The sequence below is a fragment of the Mycobacterium sp. G7A2 genome (genome assembly GCF_041902445.1).
Classification (GTDB): Bacteria; Actinomycetota; Actinomycetes; order Mycobacteriales; family Mycobacteriaceae; genus Mycobacterium.
This window is the reverse complement of record NZ_CP169251.1, coordinates 3,540,380-3,559,728: the sequence shown is the minus strand read 5'-3', so window position 1 is coordinate 3,559,728 and position 19,349 is coordinate 3,540,380. Positions and strand designations below refer to the sequence as shown.

At 67.6% G+C, this 19,349-nt stretch carries 19 protein-coding genes; 4 read left to right on the top strand and 15 right to left on the bottom strand.

Annotated elements, in window-relative coordinates; all coding sequences use genetic code 11:
• Positions 1-63: 63 nt before the first annotated feature.
• From ehuA to ACEWX3_RS16865, 5 genes are all read right to left on the bottom strand, one after another.
• Entirely contained in the window at positions 64-828 is a 765-nt protein-coding gene (gene ehuA / locus ACEWX3_RS16885) for an ectoine/hydroxyectoine ABC transporter ATP-binding protein EhuA (RefSeq protein WP_207066492.1), read from the bottom strand.
• Position 829: 1 nt separating this feature from the next.
• Positions 830-1,489, bottom strand: a complete 660-nt coding sequence (ehuD, locus tag ACEWX3_RS16880) for an ectoine/hydroxyectoine ABC transporter permease subunit EhuD (RefSeq protein WP_374157141.1) — start codon at positions 1,487-1,489, stop codon at positions 830-832.
• Positions 1,486-2,208 carry an ectoine/hydroxyectoine ABC transporter permease subunit EhuC gene (gene ehuC, locus ACEWX3_RS16875; protein WP_207066490.1) on the bottom strand — a complete coding sequence of 241 codons (723 nt, stop codon included), beginning with the start codon at positions 2,206-2,208 and terminating at the stop codon, positions 1,486-1,488. Before ehuC ends, ehuD begins: the two co-directional genes overlap by 4 nt.
• A gap of 4 nt (positions 2,209-2,212) precedes the next feature.
• Positions 2,213-3,106: an ectoine/hydroxyectoine ABC transporter substrate-binding protein EhuB gene (gene ehuB / locus ACEWX3_RS16870; RefSeq protein WP_221357096.1), complete on the bottom strand. Its 894-nt coding sequence runs from the start codon at positions 3,104-3,106 to the stop codon at positions 2,213-2,215.
• A gap of 139 nt (positions 3,107-3,245) precedes the next feature.
• Positions 3,246-4,151, bottom strand: a complete 906-nt coding sequence (locus tag ACEWX3_RS16865) for a peptidylprolyl isomerase (RefSeq protein WP_221357095.1) — start codon at positions 4,149-4,151, stop codon at positions 3,246-3,248.
• Between the two features lie 117 nt (positions 4,152-4,268).
• Between ACEWX3_RS16865 and ACEWX3_RS16860 the strand changes: the two genes are divergently transcribed.
• Together ACEWX3_RS16860 and hisS are read left to right on the top strand one after the other, a co-directional pair.
• Entirely contained in the window at positions 4,269-4,958 is a 690-nt protein-coding gene (locus ACEWX3_RS16860; RefSeq protein WP_374157140.1) for an MBL fold metallo-hydrolase, read from the top strand.
• Positions 4,959-4,984: 26 nt separating this feature from the next.
• The gene (gene hisS / locus ACEWX3_RS16855; protein ID WP_207066506.1) at positions 4,985-6,244 is read left to right on the top strand and encodes a histidine--tRNA ligase; all 1,260 of its coding nucleotides are present in this window, start codon (positions 4,985-4,987) and stop codon (positions 6,242-6,244) included.
• A 64-nt stretch (positions 6,245-6,308) separates the two neighbouring features.
• Here the strand turns inward: hisS and ACEWX3_RS16850 are convergent, their stop codons facing one another.
• The 7 genes from ACEWX3_RS16850 to urtA all read right to left on the bottom strand — a co-directional run bounded on the left by ACEWX3_RS16850 (position 6,309) and on the right by urtA (position 12,911).
• Positions 6,309-6,863: a hypothetical protein gene (locus tag ACEWX3_RS16850; protein ID WP_374157139.1), complete on the bottom strand. Its 555-nt coding sequence runs from the start codon at positions 6,861-6,863 to the stop codon at positions 6,309-6,311.
• A gap of 75 nt (positions 6,864-6,938) precedes the next feature.
• Positions 6,939-7,931 (bottom strand): alpha/beta fold hydrolase, encoded by a 993-nt coding sequence (locus ACEWX3_RS16845; protein ID WP_374157138.1) that lies wholly within the window; start codon positions 7,929-7,931, stop codon positions 6,939-6,941.
• Positions 7,932-7,971: 40 nt separating this feature from the next.
• Entirely contained in the window at positions 7,972-8,664 is a 693-nt protein-coding gene (gene urtE, locus ACEWX3_RS16840) for an urea ABC transporter ATP-binding subunit UrtE (RefSeq protein ID WP_207066485.1), read from the bottom strand.
• Complete coding sequence (gene urtD, locus ACEWX3_RS16835; protein WP_374157137.1) at positions 8,664-9,515, bottom strand: urea ABC transporter ATP-binding protein UrtD; 852 nt, start codon at positions 9,513-9,515, stop codon at positions 8,664-8,666. The genes urtE and urtD overlap by 1 nt, the downstream gene beginning before the upstream one ends.
• Positions 9,512-10,624, bottom strand: a complete 1,113-nt coding sequence (gene urtC / locus ACEWX3_RS16830; protein ID WP_221357090.1) for an urea ABC transporter permease subunit UrtC — start codon at positions 10,622-10,624, stop codon at positions 9,512-9,514. The genes urtD and urtC overlap by 4 nt, the downstream gene beginning before the upstream one ends.
• 129 nt (positions 10,625-10,753) lie before the next feature.
• On the bottom strand, positions 10,754-11,638 hold the full coding sequence (gene urtB / locus ACEWX3_RS16825) for an urea ABC transporter permease subunit UrtB (protein ID WP_374157136.1): 885 nt from the start codon (positions 11,636-11,638) through the stop codon (positions 10,754-10,756).
• A gap of 7 nt (positions 11,639-11,645) precedes the next feature.
• Entirely contained in the window at positions 11,646-12,911 is a 1,266-nt protein-coding gene (gene urtA, locus ACEWX3_RS16820; RefSeq protein WP_221357088.1) for an urea ABC transporter substrate-binding protein, read from the bottom strand.
• Between the two features lie 268 nt (positions 12,912-13,179).
• On the opposite strand from urtA, the gene ACEWX3_RS16815 reads away from it, so the two are divergent.
• A complete protein-coding gene (locus ACEWX3_RS16815) occupies positions 13,180-13,608 on the top strand; it encodes a hypothetical protein (protein WP_152516953.1) in 429 nt (142 codons plus the stop codon).
• On the opposite strand, the gene helR is transcribed toward ACEWX3_RS16815, so the two are convergent.
• Positions 13,599-15,851, bottom strand: coding sequence for an RNA polymerase recycling motor ATPase HelR (gene helR, locus ACEWX3_RS16810; protein ID WP_374157135.1), 2,253 nt, complete (start codon positions 15,849-15,851; stop codon positions 13,599-13,601). The two genes, ACEWX3_RS16815 and helR, sit on opposite strands and share 10 nt — an antisense overlap.
• Before the next feature lie 66 nt (positions 15,852-15,917).
• Here helR and ACEWX3_RS16805 point away from each other — a divergent pair, with 66 nt between their 5' ends.
• The gene (locus tag ACEWX3_RS16805) at positions 15,918-16,934 is read left to right on the top strand and encodes an Rv2578c family radical SAM protein (RefSeq protein WP_374157134.1); all 1,017 of its coding nucleotides are present in this window, start codon (positions 15,918-15,920) and stop codon (positions 16,932-16,934) included.
• Positions 16,935-16,941: 7 nt separating this feature from the next.
• Here ACEWX3_RS16805 and ACEWX3_RS16800 read toward each other — a convergent pair whose 3' ends face one another.
• Positions 16,942-18,195 (bottom strand): acyl-CoA dehydrogenase family protein, encoded by a 1,254-nt coding sequence (locus tag ACEWX3_RS16800; protein WP_374157133.1) that lies wholly within the window; start codon positions 18,193-18,195, stop codon positions 16,942-16,944.
• Positions 18,192-19,328, bottom strand: a complete 1,137-nt coding sequence (locus tag ACEWX3_RS16795) for an acyl-CoA dehydrogenase family protein (RefSeq protein ID WP_207066477.1) — start codon at positions 19,326-19,328, stop codon at positions 18,192-18,194. The genes ACEWX3_RS16800 and ACEWX3_RS16795 overlap by 4 nt, the downstream gene beginning before the upstream one ends.
• Positions 19,329-19,349 lie beyond the last annotated feature (21 nt).

The following is a 19,349-nucleotide window of genomic DNA, read 5'->3' as shown; positions in this document are numbered from 1 at the left end:
AGATGGAACACAACGAGATCTGCTGCGAGAAACCGATGGTTCCGGTGCCGGCCACGAGTTGAGCTAACCGCGCTCCAGCACGGCGCGCAGAAACTCCCGGGTGCGCTCGTGGTCGGGGTCGCTGAACAACTTGTCCGGGGCCGCGTCCTCGAGGACCCTGCCCCCGTCGAACATCATCACGCGGTCGGAAACGTCACGGGCGAAGTTCATTTCGTGCGTCACGCACAGGAAGGTGATCTCGGTGGTGGTGGCGATGTCCTTGAGCAGGGCCAACACGCCGGTGACGAGCTCGGGGTCCAACGCCGAGGTGACCTCGTCGAGCAGCAGCACATCGGGCTGCATCGCCAGCGCACGCGCGATGGCCACCCGCTGCTGCTGACCGCCGGACAACTGCGCCGGGTGCGCGTCGGCCTTGTCCGCGATACCGACCATGTCGAGCAGTGTGTCTGCACGCTCCTCGGCTTCGGCGCGGGAAAGGCCCAGGGAGTGAATCGGTCCCTCCGTGATGTTCTGTCGCACCCGCATGTTCGGAAACAGGTTGAACTGCTGGAACACCATCCCGATGCGCTTGCGCACCCGGCGCTGGTATTTCTCGTCGGCGGGCACTTCCCGTCCGCGCCGGGTCATGTGGCTCAGGCAGTCGCCGCCGACGAAGATGCGACCCTCGCTGACCTGCTCGAGTGTCATCAACAGGCGCAGGATCGTCGTCTTACCCGAGCCGCTGGGGCCGATGAGGGTGACGAATTCGCCCGGCCGGACGGCGAAGTCGAGCCCGTCGAGCACGACATTGTCGCCGAATCTCTTGACGACATGCTCGAATCGGATCATGTCAGTGGCTGTATCGGACACGTCGCTCCATCCCTCGCACGAGTAGGGAAGCCGAGTAACTCAGCACCAGGAACAGCACCCCGGCGATCGTGATCGGCTCCACGTAACGGAAAGCCCGCGAACCCAATTGGTTTGCCACTCCGACGATGTCGAGGACACCGATCATCAGCAGCAACGGCGTTTCCTTGAGCATCGAGATCGTGTAGTTGCCCAGCGCGGGCAACACGCGTGGGACCGCCTGCGGCAGGATGACCGCCGTCCAGGTGCGTAGCCGCGGCATGTTCAGCGCGACGGCGGCCTCCCACTGGCCCACCGGCACCGCGTCGATGCCGGCGCGGTACACCTCGGCGCAGTAGGTCGCGTAGTGCACACCGAGCGCGACGACGCCCGTGGTCAACGGATCGAAGCGCACCCCGAAATCGGGCAGCACGAAAAAGAAGAAGAAGATCTGTACCAACAGCGGTGTGCTGCGCACCAGTTCGATGAAGGCCCACGCGGTGGAGCTGACGATGCGTATCGGCGAACGACGCAGCAACGTCAGCAGCAGACCCAGTGTGTAGGCCAGCGCAGAGCCCAGCACGGTCGCCAGCAGCGTGATCCGCAATCCGTCGACGACGATTTCGGGAAAGACTTCCCAGGCGTACTGCCAGTCCCAGATCACCGCTGCTCCACCCGGTCGCGACGGAACAACGCACGCACGGTGCGGCGCGGTGCCACCGGGCGACCGACCAGGGCGGCGGCCCAGCGTTCCAACAACCGCATCCCGGCGGTGATCAACACCGCCAGCGCCAAATAGAACAACAACACGATCGTCCAGATGGTCGCAGCCTGGGAGATGAACCGGTCGATCAGGACTTCCCTTGCCTGATAGGTCATCTCGTGGACCGTGATGATGGTCAGCAGCGAACTGCCCTTGAGCAGCTGGATGAACAGGTTGTTGAACGGCGGGACCATCTCCACCAGTGCCTGCGGCAGGATCACCCTCAGCATCCGCTGCCGCGGCGTCAGCGACAGCGCAACGGCGCCCTCGTACTGGGCGCGAGGCACCGACTGCACCGCCCCGCGCACGATCTCCGCGCCGTACGCGCCGAAATTCAGACCCAGCACGGCGATACCGGCCGCCAGCGGCACGATCTGGTATCCGACCAGGACCGGCAGCACGAAGTAGATCCACATCAGCTGCACGACTTCAGAAGTGCCCCGCCAGATCTCGACATAGACGCGGGCCAGGGCCCGCACCACACGCCACCGCGACAACATCGCCAACCCGAACGCGAAGGACAACACGGTCGCGATGACGATGCCGCCGACGGTGGCCTCCACGGTCAGGAGCAGACCCGCGGAGATGGTGTCGACGAACAGTCCGACGTTGTCGAACACCGGCTCAGCCGGCGGCGCAGAGCTGCTCGGTGCTCACATCCTCCGGCGGCACGTTGTCCTCGGTGAAGCCGAACGGCTCCACGATGCTCAGCCACTCGCCCGAACCGTGCAGTTCGTTGAGGTGGGTGTTGAATTCGTCGACCAGTTCGTCGTCGCCCTTACGGAACACGAACCCACCGGCTTGGATCTGTTCCTCACCGTCGATCACCGGGACGAAACCGTCGGTGACCTCGAGGGGCGCGCCGGGGTTGTCGGCGACCATGCGGCGCAGCGAGATGTCGGTCAGCGCTCCGGCGTAGGCGCGGCCGTCGAGGAGCGCCTGCAGCATCTCCGGCTGGCCCTGGTACGGCTGGATGAGGTTGTCCGGGATGCCCATCGACTGGGCCACCGACTCCTCGACGGTTCCCGACAGCACCGCCAGCGGCACGCCCTTGGCCAGGACGTCCTCGAAGTTGTTCACCTGTTGGGGGTTGCCGGCGGGCACCAGCAAGGCAGTGGGGGTCACGTAGTCCACCGCGGAGAACTGGGCGTTCTCGCAGCGCTGCGGCAGGATCGCCATGCCGGCGGCCACCATGTCGTACTGGCCGGCGTTCAACGCCGGGATGAGCTGGCTGAACTCGACCTGGGTGGCGTCGACGTTGTCGATACCCATCGCGGAGAACACCGCTTTGGCGACCTCGGGTGCCTCGCCGGTGACCTCACCGCCCTCGGTGTAGCCGTACGGCACCTCGCCGGCGATGCCGACCTTCACGGTGCCGGCGTCCTGGATGCGCTGCAGGGTGCCGCCCTGCTCGTTGTCGGGGACCTTCGAGCAACTCGTCACGAGCGCCGCGCCCAGCACGGTCGCTGCGGTCGCCGCCCCCAGCCTGATGAAACTCCGTCGTATCGAATCGGCCATGACCCATCCCTCGTCGTTTTCGTATCCACACGTGCGTTTCGGGTGAACTTCAGCCAAACGAACGTATGCGTAAACGGGCGGGCGGGTCAAAGGGTCTCGACGCCCCCGAACCCGCTTGTGGGCGATTCGCGACCGGGTTTCAGTCCAGCTGGATGGACTCCACGACGACGTCCGCGGCGGGTGGGCCGTCCTGCCCGCCGCCTTGCACACCCTCGGCGGCGATCTTGTCCAGCGTGGCCAGACCGGTCTCGTCGATGGTGCCGAACACCGTGTACTGCGGCGGCAACTGCGAGTCCTGGTAGACGAGGAAGAACTGGCTGCCGTTGGTGCCGGGGCCGGCGTTGGCCATGGCCAGCGTGCCGCGCGGATAGACGACGGGCTGCATCAGCGCGGGGTCGTCGGGCTGGTACTGGGTGGTGGGGTACTCGTTGGCGAACTCGTACCCGGGGCCCCCGGTGCCTTCACCGGTCGGATCGCCGCACTGCAGCACCGACAAGGATTCGCTGGTGGTCAACCGGTGGCAGGGGGTGTCGTTGAAGTAACCCTGCTGGGCGAGGCTGGCGAAGCTGTTGACGGTGCACGGTGACTTGCCGTTGTCCAACTGCAGCCCGATATTGCCCTGGTTGGTCTCCATGCTGGCGCTGACCTGGGCCGGCTCGGTGGGCACCTCGCCGGTGCGGGGCGGGTTGTTCGCCTTGCTGGCCTCCTGCGCGGCCGGGTACTGGCAGTTCTGCCCGAGTCCGTCCGGGGCGGTGAACTGCGGCAGGGCGGCGACTTCGCCCGGCTGCGGAGCGTCGAACGGATCCTGCTCGGGCGTCTGCCCGGTCGTCTCGGACGCCTCGGTCGACGACCCCGAGGCGGTGGAATCGGAATTGCCGGTAGTGAGGACGATGGTGGCGATCACGGCGCCGATCACGACCACCGCGGCGACCGCCGAGCCGACGATCGTGTATGTCCGGCGTTTGCGGTCCTTCTCGGCCCGTCGCTCGAGCTGACGCTCCAGCTTGCGCTTGGCTGTCGCCCGCCGTTGTTCGTTCGTCGGCACCCCGGGTCCCTCCTTGCAGTCGATCCGGTCGGCACCGAGTGTGCCAGTTCACGGCGAGTGAGCGCGCCGCGACCCTCGTGAACAGCGGTGCGACCTGGGCATGGGAAGCTGGGAGGCGTGTTGATCACCGGATTCCCGGCCGGCATGCTGGCGTGCAATTGCTACGTGCTGGCCCCGCGCCAGGGCGCCGACGCCATCGTCGTCGACCCGGGCCAGCGGGCGATGGGTCCGCTGCGCCGCATCCTCGACGAGAACCGCCTCACCCCGGCGGCCGTGCTGCTCACCCACGGCCACATCGACCACATGTGGTCGGCCCAGAAGGTGGCCGACACCTACGGCTGCGCCACCTACATCCACCCGGCGGACCGGTTCATGCTGGCAGACCCGATCAAGGGTTTCGGTGCGGGTTTTTTCGCCGGTGTCGGCCGGATCGCGGTGGCGGCGATGTTCCGCGAGCCCCGCCAGGTCGTCGAGCTGGACCGGGACGGCGACAAGATCGAACTGGGCGGCATCACCGTCGCGGTCGACCACACGCCGGGCCACACGCAGGGCTCGGTGGTGTTCCGGGTCGACGGCGGCGTGGGGAGCGGGCCCGAGTCCGTGGCCTTCACCGGTGACACCTTGTTCAAGCAGTCGGTGGGTCGCACCGACCTACCCGGCGGCAGCGGCCGCGATCTGCTGGAATCGATCGTCACGAAACTGCTCGTGCTCGACGACGAGACCCTGGTTCTGCCGGGGCACGGCGAGAGGACCACGATCGGTCTCGAACGCCGCACCAACCCCTTTCTCGAAGGTTTGACCCCGTGACCGACACTTCTGCCAGTTCCTCACCTCTGCATGCCTTCCGGGCGCCGAAGGGCGTGCCGGACTACGTACCGCCGGAATCGGCAGAGTTCGTCGCGGTGCGTGCGGCGTTGCTGGAGGCGGCGCGCCGCGCCGGCTACGGGCACATCGAGCTGCCGATCTTCGAGGACACCGCGCTGTTCGCCCGCGGCGTGGGGGAGTCCACCGACGTGGTGTCCAAGGAGATGTACACCTTTGCCGACCGCGGCGACCGGTCGGTGACCCTGCGCCCGGAAGGCACCGCGGGAGTGATGCGGGCCGTCATCGAGCACGGGCTGGACCGGGGTGCATTGCCGGTCAAGCTCGCCTACTCGGGTCCGTTCTTCCGTTACGAGCGTCCGCAGGCCGGCCGGTACCGGCAGCTGCAGCAGGTCGGGGTGGAGGCGATCGGCGTGGACGACCCGGCCCTGGACGCCGAGGTGATCGCCGTCGCCGACGCCGGATTCCGGTCTCTGGGATTGGACGGGTTCCGCCTGGAGATCACCTCGCTGGGTGATGACAGCTGCCGTCCGCAGTATCGGGAGTTGTTGCAGGAGTTCCTGTTCGGGTTGGACCTCGATGACGAGACCCGGCGGCGCGCGCAGGTGAACCCGCTGCGGGTGCTCGACGACAAGCGGCCCGCGGTGCGGGAGATGACAGCCGCCGCGCCGGTGATGCTCGATCACCTCTCCGAGGCGGCCAAGAGCCATTTCGAGACGGTGCTGGCGCATCTGGATGCCCTCGGCGTGGCGTACACGATCAATCCGCGCATGGTGCGCGGGCTGGATTACTACACCAAGACGACGTTCGAGTTCGTCCACGACGGCCTGGGCGCCCAGTCCGGCATCGGGGGCGGCGGTCGCTACGACGGGTTGATGCGTCAGCTGGGCGGGCAGGACCTGTCCGGGATCGGATTCGGGCTCGGCGTGGATCGCACGCTGCTCGCGTTGCGCGCGGAGGGTAAGAGCGCCGCCGACGCGGCACGGGTGGACGTGTATGCGGTACCGCTCGGCGGTGACGCCAAGGTCGCCCTGGCGGTGTTGGCCGCGCGGCTGCGCGCGGCCGGTGTGCGCGTGGACGTCGCCTACGGTGACCGCAGCCTCAAGGCCGGCATGAAAGGCGCCGACCGCTCGGGTGCCTCGATCGCGCTGGTGGCCGGTGACCGGGACCTGCAGGCTGGGACCGTCGGCGTGAAGAGCCTGGCGACCGGAGAGCAGGTCGACGTGGCGGTCGCCGACGTCGTCGCCGACGTGCTGTCCCGACTGGGCTGAGACGGTTCCACGGACGCGTGCGTCCGCATGGCGAAGTGTCGGGCCGGGCCGGACCGCGCGCTCGTCAGTGCGGGGCGCCGTGGACTACACGTGTGAGCACCGCGTCGAGGTCGCCGATCCCGCCACCGAACGGGTTGCCGCGCTTGAGGACCCGCGTGCCGTTCGGCGTGACGGCGACCAGCTTGGGTGAACTCGATGTCATGTGCATCCGGCGCTCGAATCTGACCTGGTCCACCGGCGCGACCTCTGCCCCGGTGCCGTCGCGGTACACCCGGGCGGCACGGTCGAACACCGCGACCGGTGTGAAGGAGGTCAGAGGACGACCCCGTCGGCGGCGCAATGCGTTGACGGACACATACATCGCCGTTGCCGCCGCGGCCGCCACCGCGAGCAGCGCCACGCCGAGCCACGCCGAGCCTGCGGACATGCCGCCCGCGGCGGCCGACCACACCGACACCGCGCCGAAGCCGCCGAACACCACGGTGACGACCACGAGCACGAATACAACGATTTCGGTCGGGCCGCTGCCGCGGTCGACCAGGATGACCTCAGGCCCTCGTTCGGCGATCACCAGTCCGCCGTACTCGGCGAGAATGATCGGCTCCTCGGAAGTGCCCACGGCTCAACGATGGACGACATTCGCGGCGACGTCGCGCGTTTGTACGAATTTCGCGGCGCGCCGTGCAGAAACGGGCTATGACCGGTGCTTCCCCAGGAACGCCGCGACATCGGCTGCGATCTGCTCGGGTCTTTCGCCGTTGATCGCATGAGACGCGCCGTCGTAGATCTTCACCGTGGCCGTCGGCAATGCGGTTCGGGCGGTCCGGGCGCCTGCGTGCGCGTCGTGCATCGGCGACTCGGCGGCGAGTATCACCAACGTGGGAATTTTCAGACTCGTCAACTGCTCGGGGCTGATCCGGTCCGGCGTCGGGGTGCGCGTGCGATACGCCTGCATACCGGCCTCGATCATCGCCGCCTCGGGCACGTCCCGCACCGGGGCACCGCCGGCGGTCCAACTCGCAAAGCTGTTGCGCCAGGCCTTCGGAAAGCCGGGCACACTCGCCGGTATGGAGCGCAGGATCGCCGCCGGCGACAGGCGGGTGAGCACCTGCACGGGCTCCACCAGGGTCAATGTTCTGATATGACTGCGGTCGCGCAGTGCGAGGTTGGTCGCGCTCCACCCGCCGAGCGAGAGCCCGAGCAGATTGACCTCGGTATCGGGCAGCTGCTCGAGGACCTCGTGCAGCCACGCGGCCTGGTCGTGGGCATCGACGATCGGACGGGATTGGATGCTGCGCCCCGGTTCTCCCAGCAGGTCCACCGCGTACACCGAACGGTGTGCCAGCAGCGACGGCATGTTGTTCGCCCAGACCGGCGTGCCCGATCGGGCGCCGGGCAGCAGGAACAGCGGTGCGCCCCTCCGCGCGCCGGCGAATCGGTACACCCGTACGACACCGAAGGACGTGCGAATGTCCAGCACCTGCTGTGGATTGGGCATCTGGGCCATGGCGCGGTCATACGCGGCGAAGTAACGGTCCATCGCCTCAGCAGAGTGGAAGTGCCCGACGGCCGCACGGGGCGCGAGCACCCATCCCGCGCCGAAGGCTCCGATGACGCTGAGCGCCGCCGTCAGCCAACCGCGGTGGCGCCGCCTGGGCGCTGCGCTGTCGGGGAGACGTCGTGCCATGGCCTCCACCGTGACATGTCTGCCCCGGTGTCGGAAAGCGTCAGATCGCCATCGCGGCGCGCACGTCGGCTTCCGAGGACGAACCGCCGGTGCCGGTCGAGGTGATCCGACCCGATTCCAGGACGTAGTAGCGCTGCGACGACTGCAGCGCGAAGCCGATGTGCTGCTCGACGAGGAGTACACCGAGGTTGCCGCGACTGGTCAGCGTGGTGATGGTCTCCTCGATCTCGGCGACCACCGAGGGCTGGATGCCTTCGGTGGGTTCGTCGAGGATCAGACATCTGGGGGAGGTGATCAACGCACGCGCGATGGCCAGCTGCTGGCGCTGACCGCCGGAGAGCAGCCCAGCCCGACGCGTCAGCAGCTCTTTGAGCGCGGGAAACAGGTCGAGCTGCTCGTCGATCAGCTGCTTGCCGTTCTTGCGCCCGTCCGCCACCACCTGCAGGTTCTCGGCCGTGGTGAGCTGGCCGAAGGACTGCTGGCCCTGCGGGACGTAGGCCAGTCCGCGGTTCACCCGCGCACTGGGACGCAGTTTGGTGATGTCTTCGCCGTCGAAGCGCACCGTGCCCTTCGAGCACTTCAGCAGCCCGACCGCCGCGCGCAGCAGCGTGGTCTTGCCGGCGCCGTTGTGGCCCATGACCGCGGCGACCCCGTCGCTGGGCACCTCGACGTTGACGCCGTGGATGACCTCGGTGCGGCCGTAACCGGTGTGGACGTCGACCAATTCGAGCATCAGGACTTCTCCTCGATCAGTTCGGCAGCGCCGGTCTCCTCGGCCTCCGCCGATCCGGCAGCCGCGGTCCCGAGGTAGACCTCCTGAACCCTGGGATTGGCCTGTACCTCGGCCACCGACCCCTCGGCGATCACCTGCCCGCGGGCGAGCACCGTCACCGACGTCGCGAACTCGCGCATGAAGTCCATGTCGTGTTCGACGACGACGACGGTGCGTTCGGCGCCGATGCGGCGCAACAGGTTTCCGGTCTCCTCACGCTCTTCGTGACTCATGCCGGCGACGGGTTCGTCGAGCAGCAGCACGTCGGCGTTCTGCACCAGCAGCATCCCGATCTCCAGCCACTGTTTCTGGCCGTGGGCCAGAATCCCGGCGGGTTGGTCGGCCAGATGGGTCAACCCGATCGTGTGCAGCGCCTGCTGGATCGCAGGGAGCACGCCGTGACGGCGCCGCAGCATCGTCCACACCGACCGCCCGGCTCCGGCGGCGATGTCGAGGTTCTGCAGCACCGAGAGTTCCTCGAACACGCTGGCGGTCTGGAAGGTCCGCCCGACGCCGCGCCGGGCGATCTGATGCACTTTCTTGCCCAACAACTCCACACCGGACTTGTTGACCGACCCGCTCGCCGGCACCAATCCGGTGATCGCGTCGATGACCGTGGTCTTGCCGGCGCCGTTGGGGCCGATGAGAAACCGCAGATCGCCCTGGAACAGCGTGAGGTCCACCTCGGAGACCGCCTTGAAGCCGTCGAAGTCGACGGTCAGTCCGCGGACCTCCAGATACTGGGTGCCCATCCCGGCGTTTCCGCCCTCGACCGGTTCCTTTCCCGCCGAGCTCGCGTGGACCTCGGTCATGAGCTGGCACCCACCTTCTCCGCATCGGGATCGTTGTCGGGCTCGGGCGTCTGGTCGGACTCGGACTTCCTGCGCCGGCGCGCCCACAGCATGCCCAGCCCGGCCAGACCTGCCGGGAAGAACCCGACCACGACGATGAACAGCGCACCCTGGGCGTAGATCCAGCCCGACGGGTACTGCTCGGAGAACAGGGTCTGCGCCCACGCGACGCCGATGGCCCCCAGCACCGGGCCCAGCAGGGTGGTGCGGCCGCCGATCGCCACGCCGATCAAAAAGGCGATGGACGGCAGGATGCCGACCTGTGACGGGGTGATGAAGCCGACGATCGGGGCGAACAACGCCCCGGCGATGCTGGCGAACAGCGCCGCGACGGTGTAGGCGACGACCTTGGTGTTGGCGGGGTCGTAGCCCAGGAAACGGACCCGTTCCTCGCCGTCGCGGACCGCGACCAGCAGTTCGCCGTAGCGGCTCTGCATCAGCTGGCGCACCAGCGCGACGACGGCCAGCAGCGTGGCCGCGGCGATGAAGTACAGCATCTGCTGGTTGACCGGGTCGGCCAGTCGGAAGCCGAAGAACGTCCGGAAGCCGTTGAGCCCGTTGGAACCGCCCAGCAGCTCGGCCTGGCCGATCAGCAGGATCGCCATCGCGGCCGCCAACGCCTGGGACAGGATCGCGAAGTAGGCGCCCTTGACCTTGCGTTTGAACACGCCCAGGCCCAGCAGCGCCGCGATGCCGGCCGGGATCACTAGGATCGCCACCATCGTGACGAACGGCGACGCGAACGGCACCCACAGCGCGGGAAGCTCACGCACGCCGGCGATCTGCATGAAGTCGGGTACGTCGTTGCCGGCGATCTCGGCGTCGGCGATCTTGAGGTGCATGCCCATCATGTAGCCGCCGAGACCGAAGAACACCCCCTGCCCGAGTACCAGCATGCCCCCGCGGCCCCAGGCCAGCCCGATGCCGACGGCGACGATCGCATAGCAGAGGAACTGGGCCAACAGGCTGAGCCGGAAGCTCGACAGCAGGGCCGGGGCGATCGCGAACAGCACCACCGCGGCGACGCCGAAACCGGCCCAGGTCTGCCAGCGGCCCACGAGACTACGCACACCGGCTCCTCGCGCTAGCGCTGGTCGGTGCTCGTCTGCTCCTCGCGCGAGCGCTCGTCGGTGCTCGTCTGCTCCTCGCGCGAGCGCTCGTCGGTGCTCGTCTGCTCCTCGCGCGAGCGCTCGTCGGCATCACACCAGACTCCTTGTCCGAACGGTGAACAGGCCCTGCGGCCGGACCTGCAGGAAGATCACGATCACCACGAACACGATCACCTTGGCCAGCGACGCGGTGGTGTTGTACTCGATGAACGAGTTCAAGAAGCCCAGTGCGAACGCGGCGATGACGGTGCCCTTGATCTGGCCCAGGCCTCCGACCACCACCACGAGGAAGGCGTCGATGAGGTAACTCTGCCCGATCGTCGGACTCGTCGAACCGATCAACGTCAACGCCACTCCGGCGACGCCGGCCAGCCCGGAACCGATGAAGAACGTCGTGATGTCGGTTCTGCGCGACGAGATACCGCTGGTCTCGGCAAGATCGCGGTTCTGCACCACCGCCCGGATCCGCCGGCCCATCGGGCTGGCCTTGAGCGCGACGGCGAGCGCGGTGACGCAGGCGATCGCCAGGACCAGGATGAACAGCCGGGTCTTCGGAACCACGGCGCCGAAGATCTCGACTCCGCCCGACAGCCACGGGGGAGCGAACACGTTCTTGGCGGGAGCGCCGAAGAGGTCACGGGCCAACTGCTGCAACACCAGTCCGACACCGAAGGTGACCAGCAGGGTGTCCAGCGGCCGGTGGTACATGCGGTTGATCAGCGTGACCTCCAGCAGTGCACCCATCGCACCGCCGACGACGAACCCCACCGCCAGTGAGATGAGCAGGGACACACCGGCGCTGGAGACGACCTGCTGCACCACGTAGGCGGTGTAGCAGCCGGCCATGATGAATTCGCCGTGGGCCATGTTGATGACGCCCATCTGGCCGAACGTCAGGGACAAGCCCAGGGCGGCGAGCAACAGGATCGAGCCGAGGCTCAATCCTGTTGCCAGTTGCCCGATCAGGACATCCATGTGCGCGTCAGCCCGACAGGCCCTCGGCCCACGGATAGCCTTCGAGGAACGGGTCCGGCTCGATCGGGCCGGGCGACTCCCAGATCGTGTAGATCAGGCCGTCGTTGCGGATCTCACCGATGCGGGCGGTCTTGGTGATGTGGTTGTTGTCGCCGTCGATCTGCACCAGGCCTTCGGGCGCATCGAACTCGACGCCGCCGGCCGCCTCCTGAACATCGGGAACTGCAAACGATTCCGCCTTCTCGACGGTGTTCTTCCACAGATACACCGACACATAGGCGGCTTCCATGGGGTCGGAGGTGGGCTTGTCGGCGCCGAACTTGTCCTTATAGGCCGCGACGAAGGCGTTGTTCACCGGACTGTCGATGGTCTGGTAGTAGTCCCAGGCGGTCAGCTGGCCTTCGATGTTCTGCACGCCGATGCCGCCGACCTCTTCCTCGGCGATGGACACCGACACCACCGGCATCTCCTGCGGTGTCAGGCCCACGTTCTTGTACTCGCGGAAGAACGCGACGTTCGAGTCGCCGTTGAGGGTGTTGAACACCGCGTCGGCACCCGAGGCGCGCACCTTGTTGACGATTGTGGAGAAGTCCGTCGACCCCAGCGGCGTGTAGTCCTCGCCGAGGATCTCCATGCCGTTGGCCGCGGCGTACGCCTTGATGATGCGGTTGGCGGTCTGCGGGAAGACGTAGTCGCTGCCCACCAGGTACAGCGACGTGACGCCCTGCTCCTTGAGGTAGTCCAGCGCGGGCACGATCTGCTGGTTGGTGGTGGCACCGGTGTAGAAGATGTTGGGAGAGGCTTCCAGGCCCTCGTACTGCACCGGGTAGTACAGCAGCGCGTTGTTGTCCTCGAACACCGGAAGCATGGCCTTGCGGCTCGACGAGGTCCACCCGCCGAACACCGCCGCCACACAGTCGCTGCTGATCAGCTTCTGGGCCTTCTCGGCGAACACCGCAGGCTCGGACGCGCCGTCCTCGGCGACCAGCTGGATCTGCTTGCCCATCACGCCGCCGTCGGCGTTGATCTGCTCGACGGCCAGATCGATGGCGTTGCGCACGGTCACCTCGGAGATCGCCATGGTGCCCGACAACGAGTTCAGCGCGCCGACCTTGATCGTGTCACCGGAGGTGTCGACACAGGACTCGGCGTTTGCTGCACCTTCATCACCGGCGCGGCTGCCGCAGCCGGCCAGCACCAGGCTGGTGGCGGCGAGGACGCTGCCGGCGGCCAGGGCCGACCGGGTGAAGGAGTACCGTCGAGAGTGTTGCATGAACAGCCTTTCTGCGCGTCGGCAGCGCTCATCCGCAGATGAGGCGTTGTGAGAGGGATCTACAGAACGCTTCCGGGGGACGCCGCGGCGGCCGTGGCGCGCGGTGTCGTCTCGGGACGTTAGAGCGCCTGTGTTTCTGCGAAGTGTCTGTGTGTGACATTTACATTAACGTGAACACGACCCAAACAGTCGTTTGCCGTTAACGTCGTTGGCCGTCGAAAACGACTCGGCCGGTAACGATCCGGTACGGTCCGGCGATGTGACCAACATGCGAACAGCTACAGCGAAAGTAGGAGCGGTCGTAGGGGCGTCCCTGGTCGCCGCGGCGGCGACGGTGGCCCTCGGCCCGGTGTCGGCCCATGCCCAGGAGGCGCATCAGGTCCGCTACACGCTGGCCTCGGCGGGCGCCTACGAGTTCGACATCTTCTATCTGACGAGCCAGCCGCCCAGTATGGAGGCCTTCAACGCCGACGCATACACGTTCGCCAAGCGCGAGAAGGTGACTGTCGCGCCGGACGCCCCGTGGGTCTTCGAAACCACGATGGCCGACCCGCAGTGGGCGATCATGCAGGTCAGTTCCACCACTCGCGGCGGACAGGCCGCGCCCAACGCGCACTGCGACATCGCCGTCGACGGTCAGGTCGTTGTGCAACACGACGACCCCTACAACGTGCGGTGCCAGCTCGGTCAGTGGTGACCCACGCGCTCTGATCGCGTGGTCAGCCCGGCCAACGCCGGGGGCAGCGGCGCGCTGTGCACGATACCCAGCCGCTGGGTGGCCCGGGTCAGCGCGACGTAGAGGTCGGCCGCTCCGTGCGGTCCGTCGGCGAGTATCTGCGCCGGCTCCACGACGAGCACGGCGTCGAACTCGAGGCCCTTGGCGGCTGCGGGCGTCATGACGCCGGGCAGTCCCGGCGGCCCGATCACCACACTGGTGCCGGGCCGCTCGGCCTCTGTATCGGTGAAATCTTCTATCGCAGTGAGTAGTTGGTGCTCGTCGAGCTGCGCCGACCACGGTGGTACCCCGGTCGAGCGCACCGATTCCGGCGGGGTGATCTCGGGGGCGGCGTCGGCGAGCACCGCGGCGGCGACCGCCATGATCTCGGCCGGGGTGCGATAGTTGACCGACAGGCCGCGGTACAGCCAGCGCCCAGGGACGTACGGCGCCAGTGCGGCCTCCCAGGATCCCACGCCGGCGGCCGAGCGGCGCTGGGCGAGGTCGCCGACGATGGTGAACGAGCGGCTCGGGCACCGCCGCATCAGGACGCGCCAGTCCATCTCGGAGAGTTCCTGCGCCTCGTCGACGACCACGTGCCCGTAGGTCCAGTTGCGGTCGGCTGCGGCGCGGTCGGCGAGGTCGCGGGTGTCGCGCTCGAGGAAGCGCTCGGCGAGGTCTTCGGCACCGATGACGTCGCCCGCCAACAGTTGGTCCTCGTCGTCCATCAGGTCTTCGCGGCCGATCATCAGGTCGAGCACCCCGGCCGCGTAGGCCGCCTCCTCGCGGCGTTCCCGTTCGGCGGCCTCCTCGCCGGAGCGGTCATGACCCAGCAGGTCGACCAGTTCGTCGAGCAGCGGCACATCGGACACCGTCCACGCGGCCCCGTCCGCACGCCACAGCTCCGCATCGGCGCCTGCGGCCCGAAGCCGGTCATGCGACGAGTAGAGCTCGGAGAGAAGGGTTTCCGGTGTCAGCACCGGCCACAACTCGTTCAAGGCCGCGGCGAAGCCGGCATGGTCTTCCAATTCGTCGACCAGGTCGGCGCGCAGGTGCTCCCAGGCGGCACGGTCGTCACGGGTCAACCATCCGCGCCCGATCCTGGCGATCGCGCGCTCGGTCAACGCCCAGGTGACGACATCGACGAACACCGCCCTGGCCTCGTTGTGCGGCGCACCGCTGGCCCGCGCTTCCTGGATGGCCCACTCGGCGGTCTCGGCGTCGATACGCACCCCGACGTCGGAGAGGTTGATCGGCAGCGGATCGTCGGGCACCCGCTGGCGGTCGGCGACCGCTGCTGCCAGGACGTCGAGCATCCTCAGCGACCCCTTCACCGCGGCGGCCGCGGGGCCGTCCTCGGTGGTGACCGTCAGGTGGGGCACCAGATCACCGGTGGTGGTGAACACCACATTGGTCTCACCCAGCGAGGGCAGCACCCGCCCGATGTGGTCGAGGAAGTCGGCGTTCGGGCCGACGACGAGGACACCGTGGCTCTCCAGGCGGGCGCGCCTGGTGTAGAGCAGATAGGCGACGCGGTGCAGTGCGACGACCGTCTTGCCGGTGCCGGGGCCGCCTTCGATGACCAAGACCCCCGAGTGGTCACAGCGGATGATCTCGTCCTGCTCTGCCTGGATGGTGGCGACGATGTCGCGCATGCCCTCACCGCGTGGCGCGTTCACCGCTGCCAGCAGGGCTGCGTCACTGGATCCGTCGCCGTCATCGCCCGGGGCGCCGAGAAACTCGTCGGTGAAGTCGACGACCCGCCGCCCCAGGTTGTGGAACTGGCGTCGTCTGCGCACGTTCTCGGGGTGCGCCCCGGTCGCCACGTAGAACGGCCGCGCCGCCGGCGCGCGCCAGTCGATCAACATCGGCTCGTGGTCGTCGTCCGCGTCGAAAAGGCCGATACGACCGATGTAGGTGCGCTCGCCGGAAACGCTGTCCAAGCGGCCGAAGCACAGTCCGTGGTCGGCCACATTCCAGCGGTGCACCTGTTTGGCCAGCGCCCGCACCTCGACGTCGCGGTCCACCAGCGATCCACCGTTGCCGCGCAGGGCTGCGGCGTAGCGGCTCTGCAGCCGGGCGCGTTCGGTATCGAGACGTTCGTAGAGCTGCGCCACGTAGGCACGTTCGGCGCGCAGTTCGTCAGCGTGGTCAGCAGCGTGGTCGGCAGCTTGGCCGGCGGCGTGGTCGGCAGCTTGGCCGGCGGCGTGGTCGGTAGTCGACATGGGCCCCTTAGACGTATCCGTGTCGCGGATTCTTGACAGGTGGTCGAACATATGTTCGCATGAAGTATGCGCTGGGCGGGTCAGAGTATCGACGTCGACGACGGCGCACTCCCCGGACTCCAGCGTATCGGCCTGATACGCAGTGTGCGGACACCGCAGTTCGAGGGCATCACCTTCCACGAGGTGATGTGCAAGTCCGCGCTGAACAAGATTCCCAAGTCGTCGACCGGGCTGCCCTTCAACTACACCGTCAACGCCTACCGCGGTTGCTCGCACGCCTGCCGGTACTGCTTCGCCCGGCCCACCCACGAGTACCTCGAGTTCGACTGCGGCAGCGACTTCGACAGCCAGGTGGTGGTCAAGACCAACGTGGCCGAGGTGTTGCGCCGTGAGCTGCGCAGGCCGTCCTGGGCGCGGGAGACGGTCGCGCTCGGTACCAACACCGACCCCTACCAACGGGCCGAGGGCCGATACGCGCTGATGCCGGGCGTCATCGCCGCCCTGCGTGACAGTGGCACACCGTTTTCCATCCTCACCAAGGGCACGCTGCTGCGGCGGGATCTGCCGCTGCTCGTCGGCGCCGCCGAGCGGGTTCGGGTGGGCGTGGCCGTGTCGCTGGCCGTGGGGGATCCGGCCCTGCACGCGGAGGTGGAGCCCGGCACCCCGACGCCGCAGGCGCGGCTCGCGCTCATCGCGGCGATCCGGGATGCGGGATTGGACTGTCACGTCATGGTGGCGCCGGTGCTGCCGTATCTGAGCGACTCCGAAGAACACCTCGACGGGCTGTTGGGAGCGGTCGCCGCAGCGGGTGCGACCAGCGTCACGGTGTTCGGTCTGCACCTGCGCGGCAGCACCCGGGGCTGGTTCATGGACTGGCTGGGTAGAACTCATCCGGACCTGGTGGCGCAGTACCGCGCGCTGTACCGCCGCGGAGCGTATCTGCCGGCAGAGTATCGAATGATGCTGCAGCGCAGGGCGGCACCGCTGGTGGCCCGCCACGGTTTGACTGGTGACGGCCGCGCGTTCCGCGAGGCGCCGGTGCAGACGAGGCCTGCGCCGGCGTATCAGGAGGTGTTGTTCTGAACCGGGGTCAGCTCTTGTTGCGCTTGACCTCGTTGAAGGGGACACCGCGGTCGGCGGCGAACTCGCGGGGGAACCCCAGGATGCGTTCACCGATCACGTTGCGCGCCATCTCCGATGTGCCGCCACCCAGCGATCCGGTCTGGCGTGACAGATACCGCACCCCGACGTCGAGCAGCCCGCTGCCGTCGTCGACGACGCCGGCGGTGCCGGCGATCGTCAGAGCGGTGTCGATCTCCAACTCCGTGGTCTCAGCGTGGAACAACCTGATCAGGGTGCCTGAGGTCGGTGGAAGGGACCCGTCGGAGACCCCGCGGAAGACGTGCTCGATCAGGTGCTCCTTTACCAGCCTGCGTACCAACGCACGGCCGGCGAGGTCCTGAATCCGGGGATCATCGCCCTGTCCGGTGGATTCGGCCAGTGCGACGTGATTGGGCGGCATCTCGCTGGCATTCTCGGCACCTGTGCCGCTGGCGAACTCCGAGCCGCCACCGACCGCCCGTCGTTCGTGGAACAGCTGCCGCGAGGCGACGGTCCACCCGTCGTTGACCTCACCGACCACCGCGTCGTCGCCCAACTCCAGGCCGTCGAAGAACTCTTCGCAGAACTCTTCGTTGCCGTTGACCTCCTTGATCCGGCGCATCGTGATGCCCGGCGCATCGAGCGGCACGAGGAACATCGTCAAACCCTGGTGCTTGGGTACGGTCCAGTCGGTGCGGGCCAGCATCAGGCCGTAGTCACCGGCGAATGCGCTGGTGCTCCAGGTCTTGGCGCCGTTGATGATCCACCTTTCGCCGTGGCGGTCGGCGCGGGTGATCACCCCCGCCAGATCGGATCCGCCGTTCGGCTCGCTGAGTAGCTGGACGAGGATTTCCTCACCTCGGATCGCCGCCGAGATGCGCGCACGTTTCTGCTCCTCGCTGCCCATGTCCAGAAGCGTGGCCGAACAGATCGTGAACGAGGGAGTGTTGAGGATCAGCGGCATCTCGTAGGCGCGGCACTCGGCGTTGAAGGCTCGCTGGTACGCGAAGTCCAGGCCCAGCCCACCATACTCGCGGGGAAAACAGATTCCGGCGAAACCGCCTTCATACAGCCGCTTCTGGAGTTCCTTGGCGCGCTCCCAGGAGGCGGCTTCGGCGCGCACCGAGAAGGGCGGATCGTCCGGGTCGATGGAGGGCATGTTGTCGGCCAGCCAGGTCCGTGCCCGCGCCGCGAATTCGTCGACGGTTTCGGTTTTCTCGCCGGCAGTAACGGTCTCGGTCATGCCTGCGTCTTTCTGCTCAGTGCGTACACGGCGCGGTGGTGGTCTTCCGGCGACCCGAACATCGCGCGATTGAGGGCGGCCCGGCGGAGGAACAGGTGCAGGTCGTGTTCCCAGGTGACCCCGATGCCGCCGTGCAGCTGAACGCAGTCCTGGATGATCACCGGGGCGCGCTCGGCCACATAGGCTTTGGCGACACTGACCAACGTCGTCGCGTCGGGCCTGCGCTGCGACACCGCGGTCACGGCAGCCGCGGTGGTGGCGCGACACGCCTCGAACCACATCTTCATGTCCGCGGCCCGGTGCTTGAGCACCTGGTAGGACGCCAGCGGACGGCCGAAGCTGTGCCGGTCGAAGAGCCACTGCGTGGTCATCTCGAGAACGGCGTCGAGGATGCCGACCAGTTCGGCGCATTGCAGCACCAGCGCGATCTGGCGCTGACGTTCGATGAGGGCGGGTGTCTGCTCGGCGGAGCCGACGGCGGCGCTCTCGGATACCTCGACGGCGTCGAACTCCACGCGCGCATGGCGTTTGACCAGATCCACCGATTCCTGGCCGGTGACTGTCACGCCGGCGGTGTCGGTCGGCACCAGGAACTGCCGGAGCGTGCCGTCGCACGCCGCGACCACCAGCACGGCACCGCATTGCGTGCCGGCCTCGACGCGGTCCTTGACTCCGTCGATCCGGTAACCCGACTCGGTTCTGGTCGCGATGGTCGCGATGCCGTGGTGTGCGGGGGTGAACGGGCGTCCGGGTTCATAGACGGCCCACGAGGCCACCAAAGCGCCAGAGACCAGGGCCTCGATCGAATCCTCATGCCCTGCAGGGGCGTCGACGAGCCCGGCGAGGACGGTGCTGACGGGGTGCAGTGGACCCGGTGCCACCGAGCGCCCCGCCTGCTGAGCGACCAGTGCCAGGTCGGCCAGGCCGTCGCCGGAGACGCTGCCCCCGCCGAGCTCTTCGGGCACCAGCAGGCTGGCCCAGCCGAGTTCGGCGGCGCGTTGCCACCATTGCGGCTCGAAGGAAGCACCCGAGGTGTGCAGTTCCCGGACATGGGACAGCGAGGCCTGTTTCTCGAGGAACCCTCGTGTCGTGGAGGCGAACAGCATCTGTTCCGGGTGGGCGGTGTCGGTCATGGGTGCTGATCAGCCTCTCAC

What these genes read in the sequence shown, in the direction of transcription:
- urtA (WP_221357088.1), bottom strand. Translation starts at nt 12,911, where the DNA reads ATGCAACACTCTCGACGGTACTCCTTCACCCGGTCGGCCCTGGCCGCC.
- ACEWX3_RS16800 (WP_374157133.1), bottom strand. Translation starts at nt 18,195, where the DNA reads ATGACCGAGACCGTTACTGCCGGCGAGAAAACCGAAACCGTCGACGAA.
- ACEWX3_RS16845 (WP_374157138.1), bottom strand. Translation starts at nt 7,931, where the DNA reads ATGGCACGACGTCTCCCCGACAGCGCAGCGCCCAGGCGGCGCCACCGC.
- urtB (WP_374157136.1), bottom strand. Translation starts at nt 11,638, where the DNA reads ATGGATGTCCTGATCGGGCAACTGGCAACAGGATTGAGCCTCGGCTCG.
- ehuB (WP_221357096.1), bottom strand. Translation starts at nt 3,106, where the DNA reads ATGGCCGATTCGATACGACGGAGTTTCATCAGGCTGGGGGCGGCGACC.
- urtE (WP_207066485.1), bottom strand. Translation starts at nt 8,664, where the DNA reads ATGCTCGAATTGGTCGACGTCCACACCGGTTACGGCCGCACCGAGGTC.
- ACEWX3_RS16795 (WP_207066477.1), bottom strand. Translation starts at nt 19,328, where the DNA reads ATGACCGACACCGCCCACCCGGAACAGATGCTGTTCGCCTCCACGACA.
- ACEWX3_RS16815 (WP_152516953.1), top strand. Translation starts at nt 13,180, where the DNA reads ATGCGAACAGCTACAGCGAAAGTAGGAGCGGTCGTAGGGGCGTCCCTG.
- helR (WP_374157135.1), bottom strand. Translation starts at nt 15,851, where the DNA reads ATGTCGACTACCGACCACGCCGCCGGCCAAGCTGCCGACCACGCCGCC.
- urtD (WP_374157137.1), bottom strand. Translation starts at nt 9,515, where the DNA reads ATGACCGAGGTCCACGCGAGCTCGGCGGGAAAGGAACCGGTCGAGGGC.
- ACEWX3_RS16805 (WP_374157134.1), top strand. Translation starts at nt 15,918, where the DNA reads ATGCGCTGGGCGGGTCAGAGTATCGACGTCGACGACGGCGCACTCCCC.
- ehuA (WP_207066492.1), bottom strand. Translation starts at nt 828, where the DNA reads ATGATCCGATTCGAGCATGTCGTCAAGAGATTCGGCGACAATGTCGTG.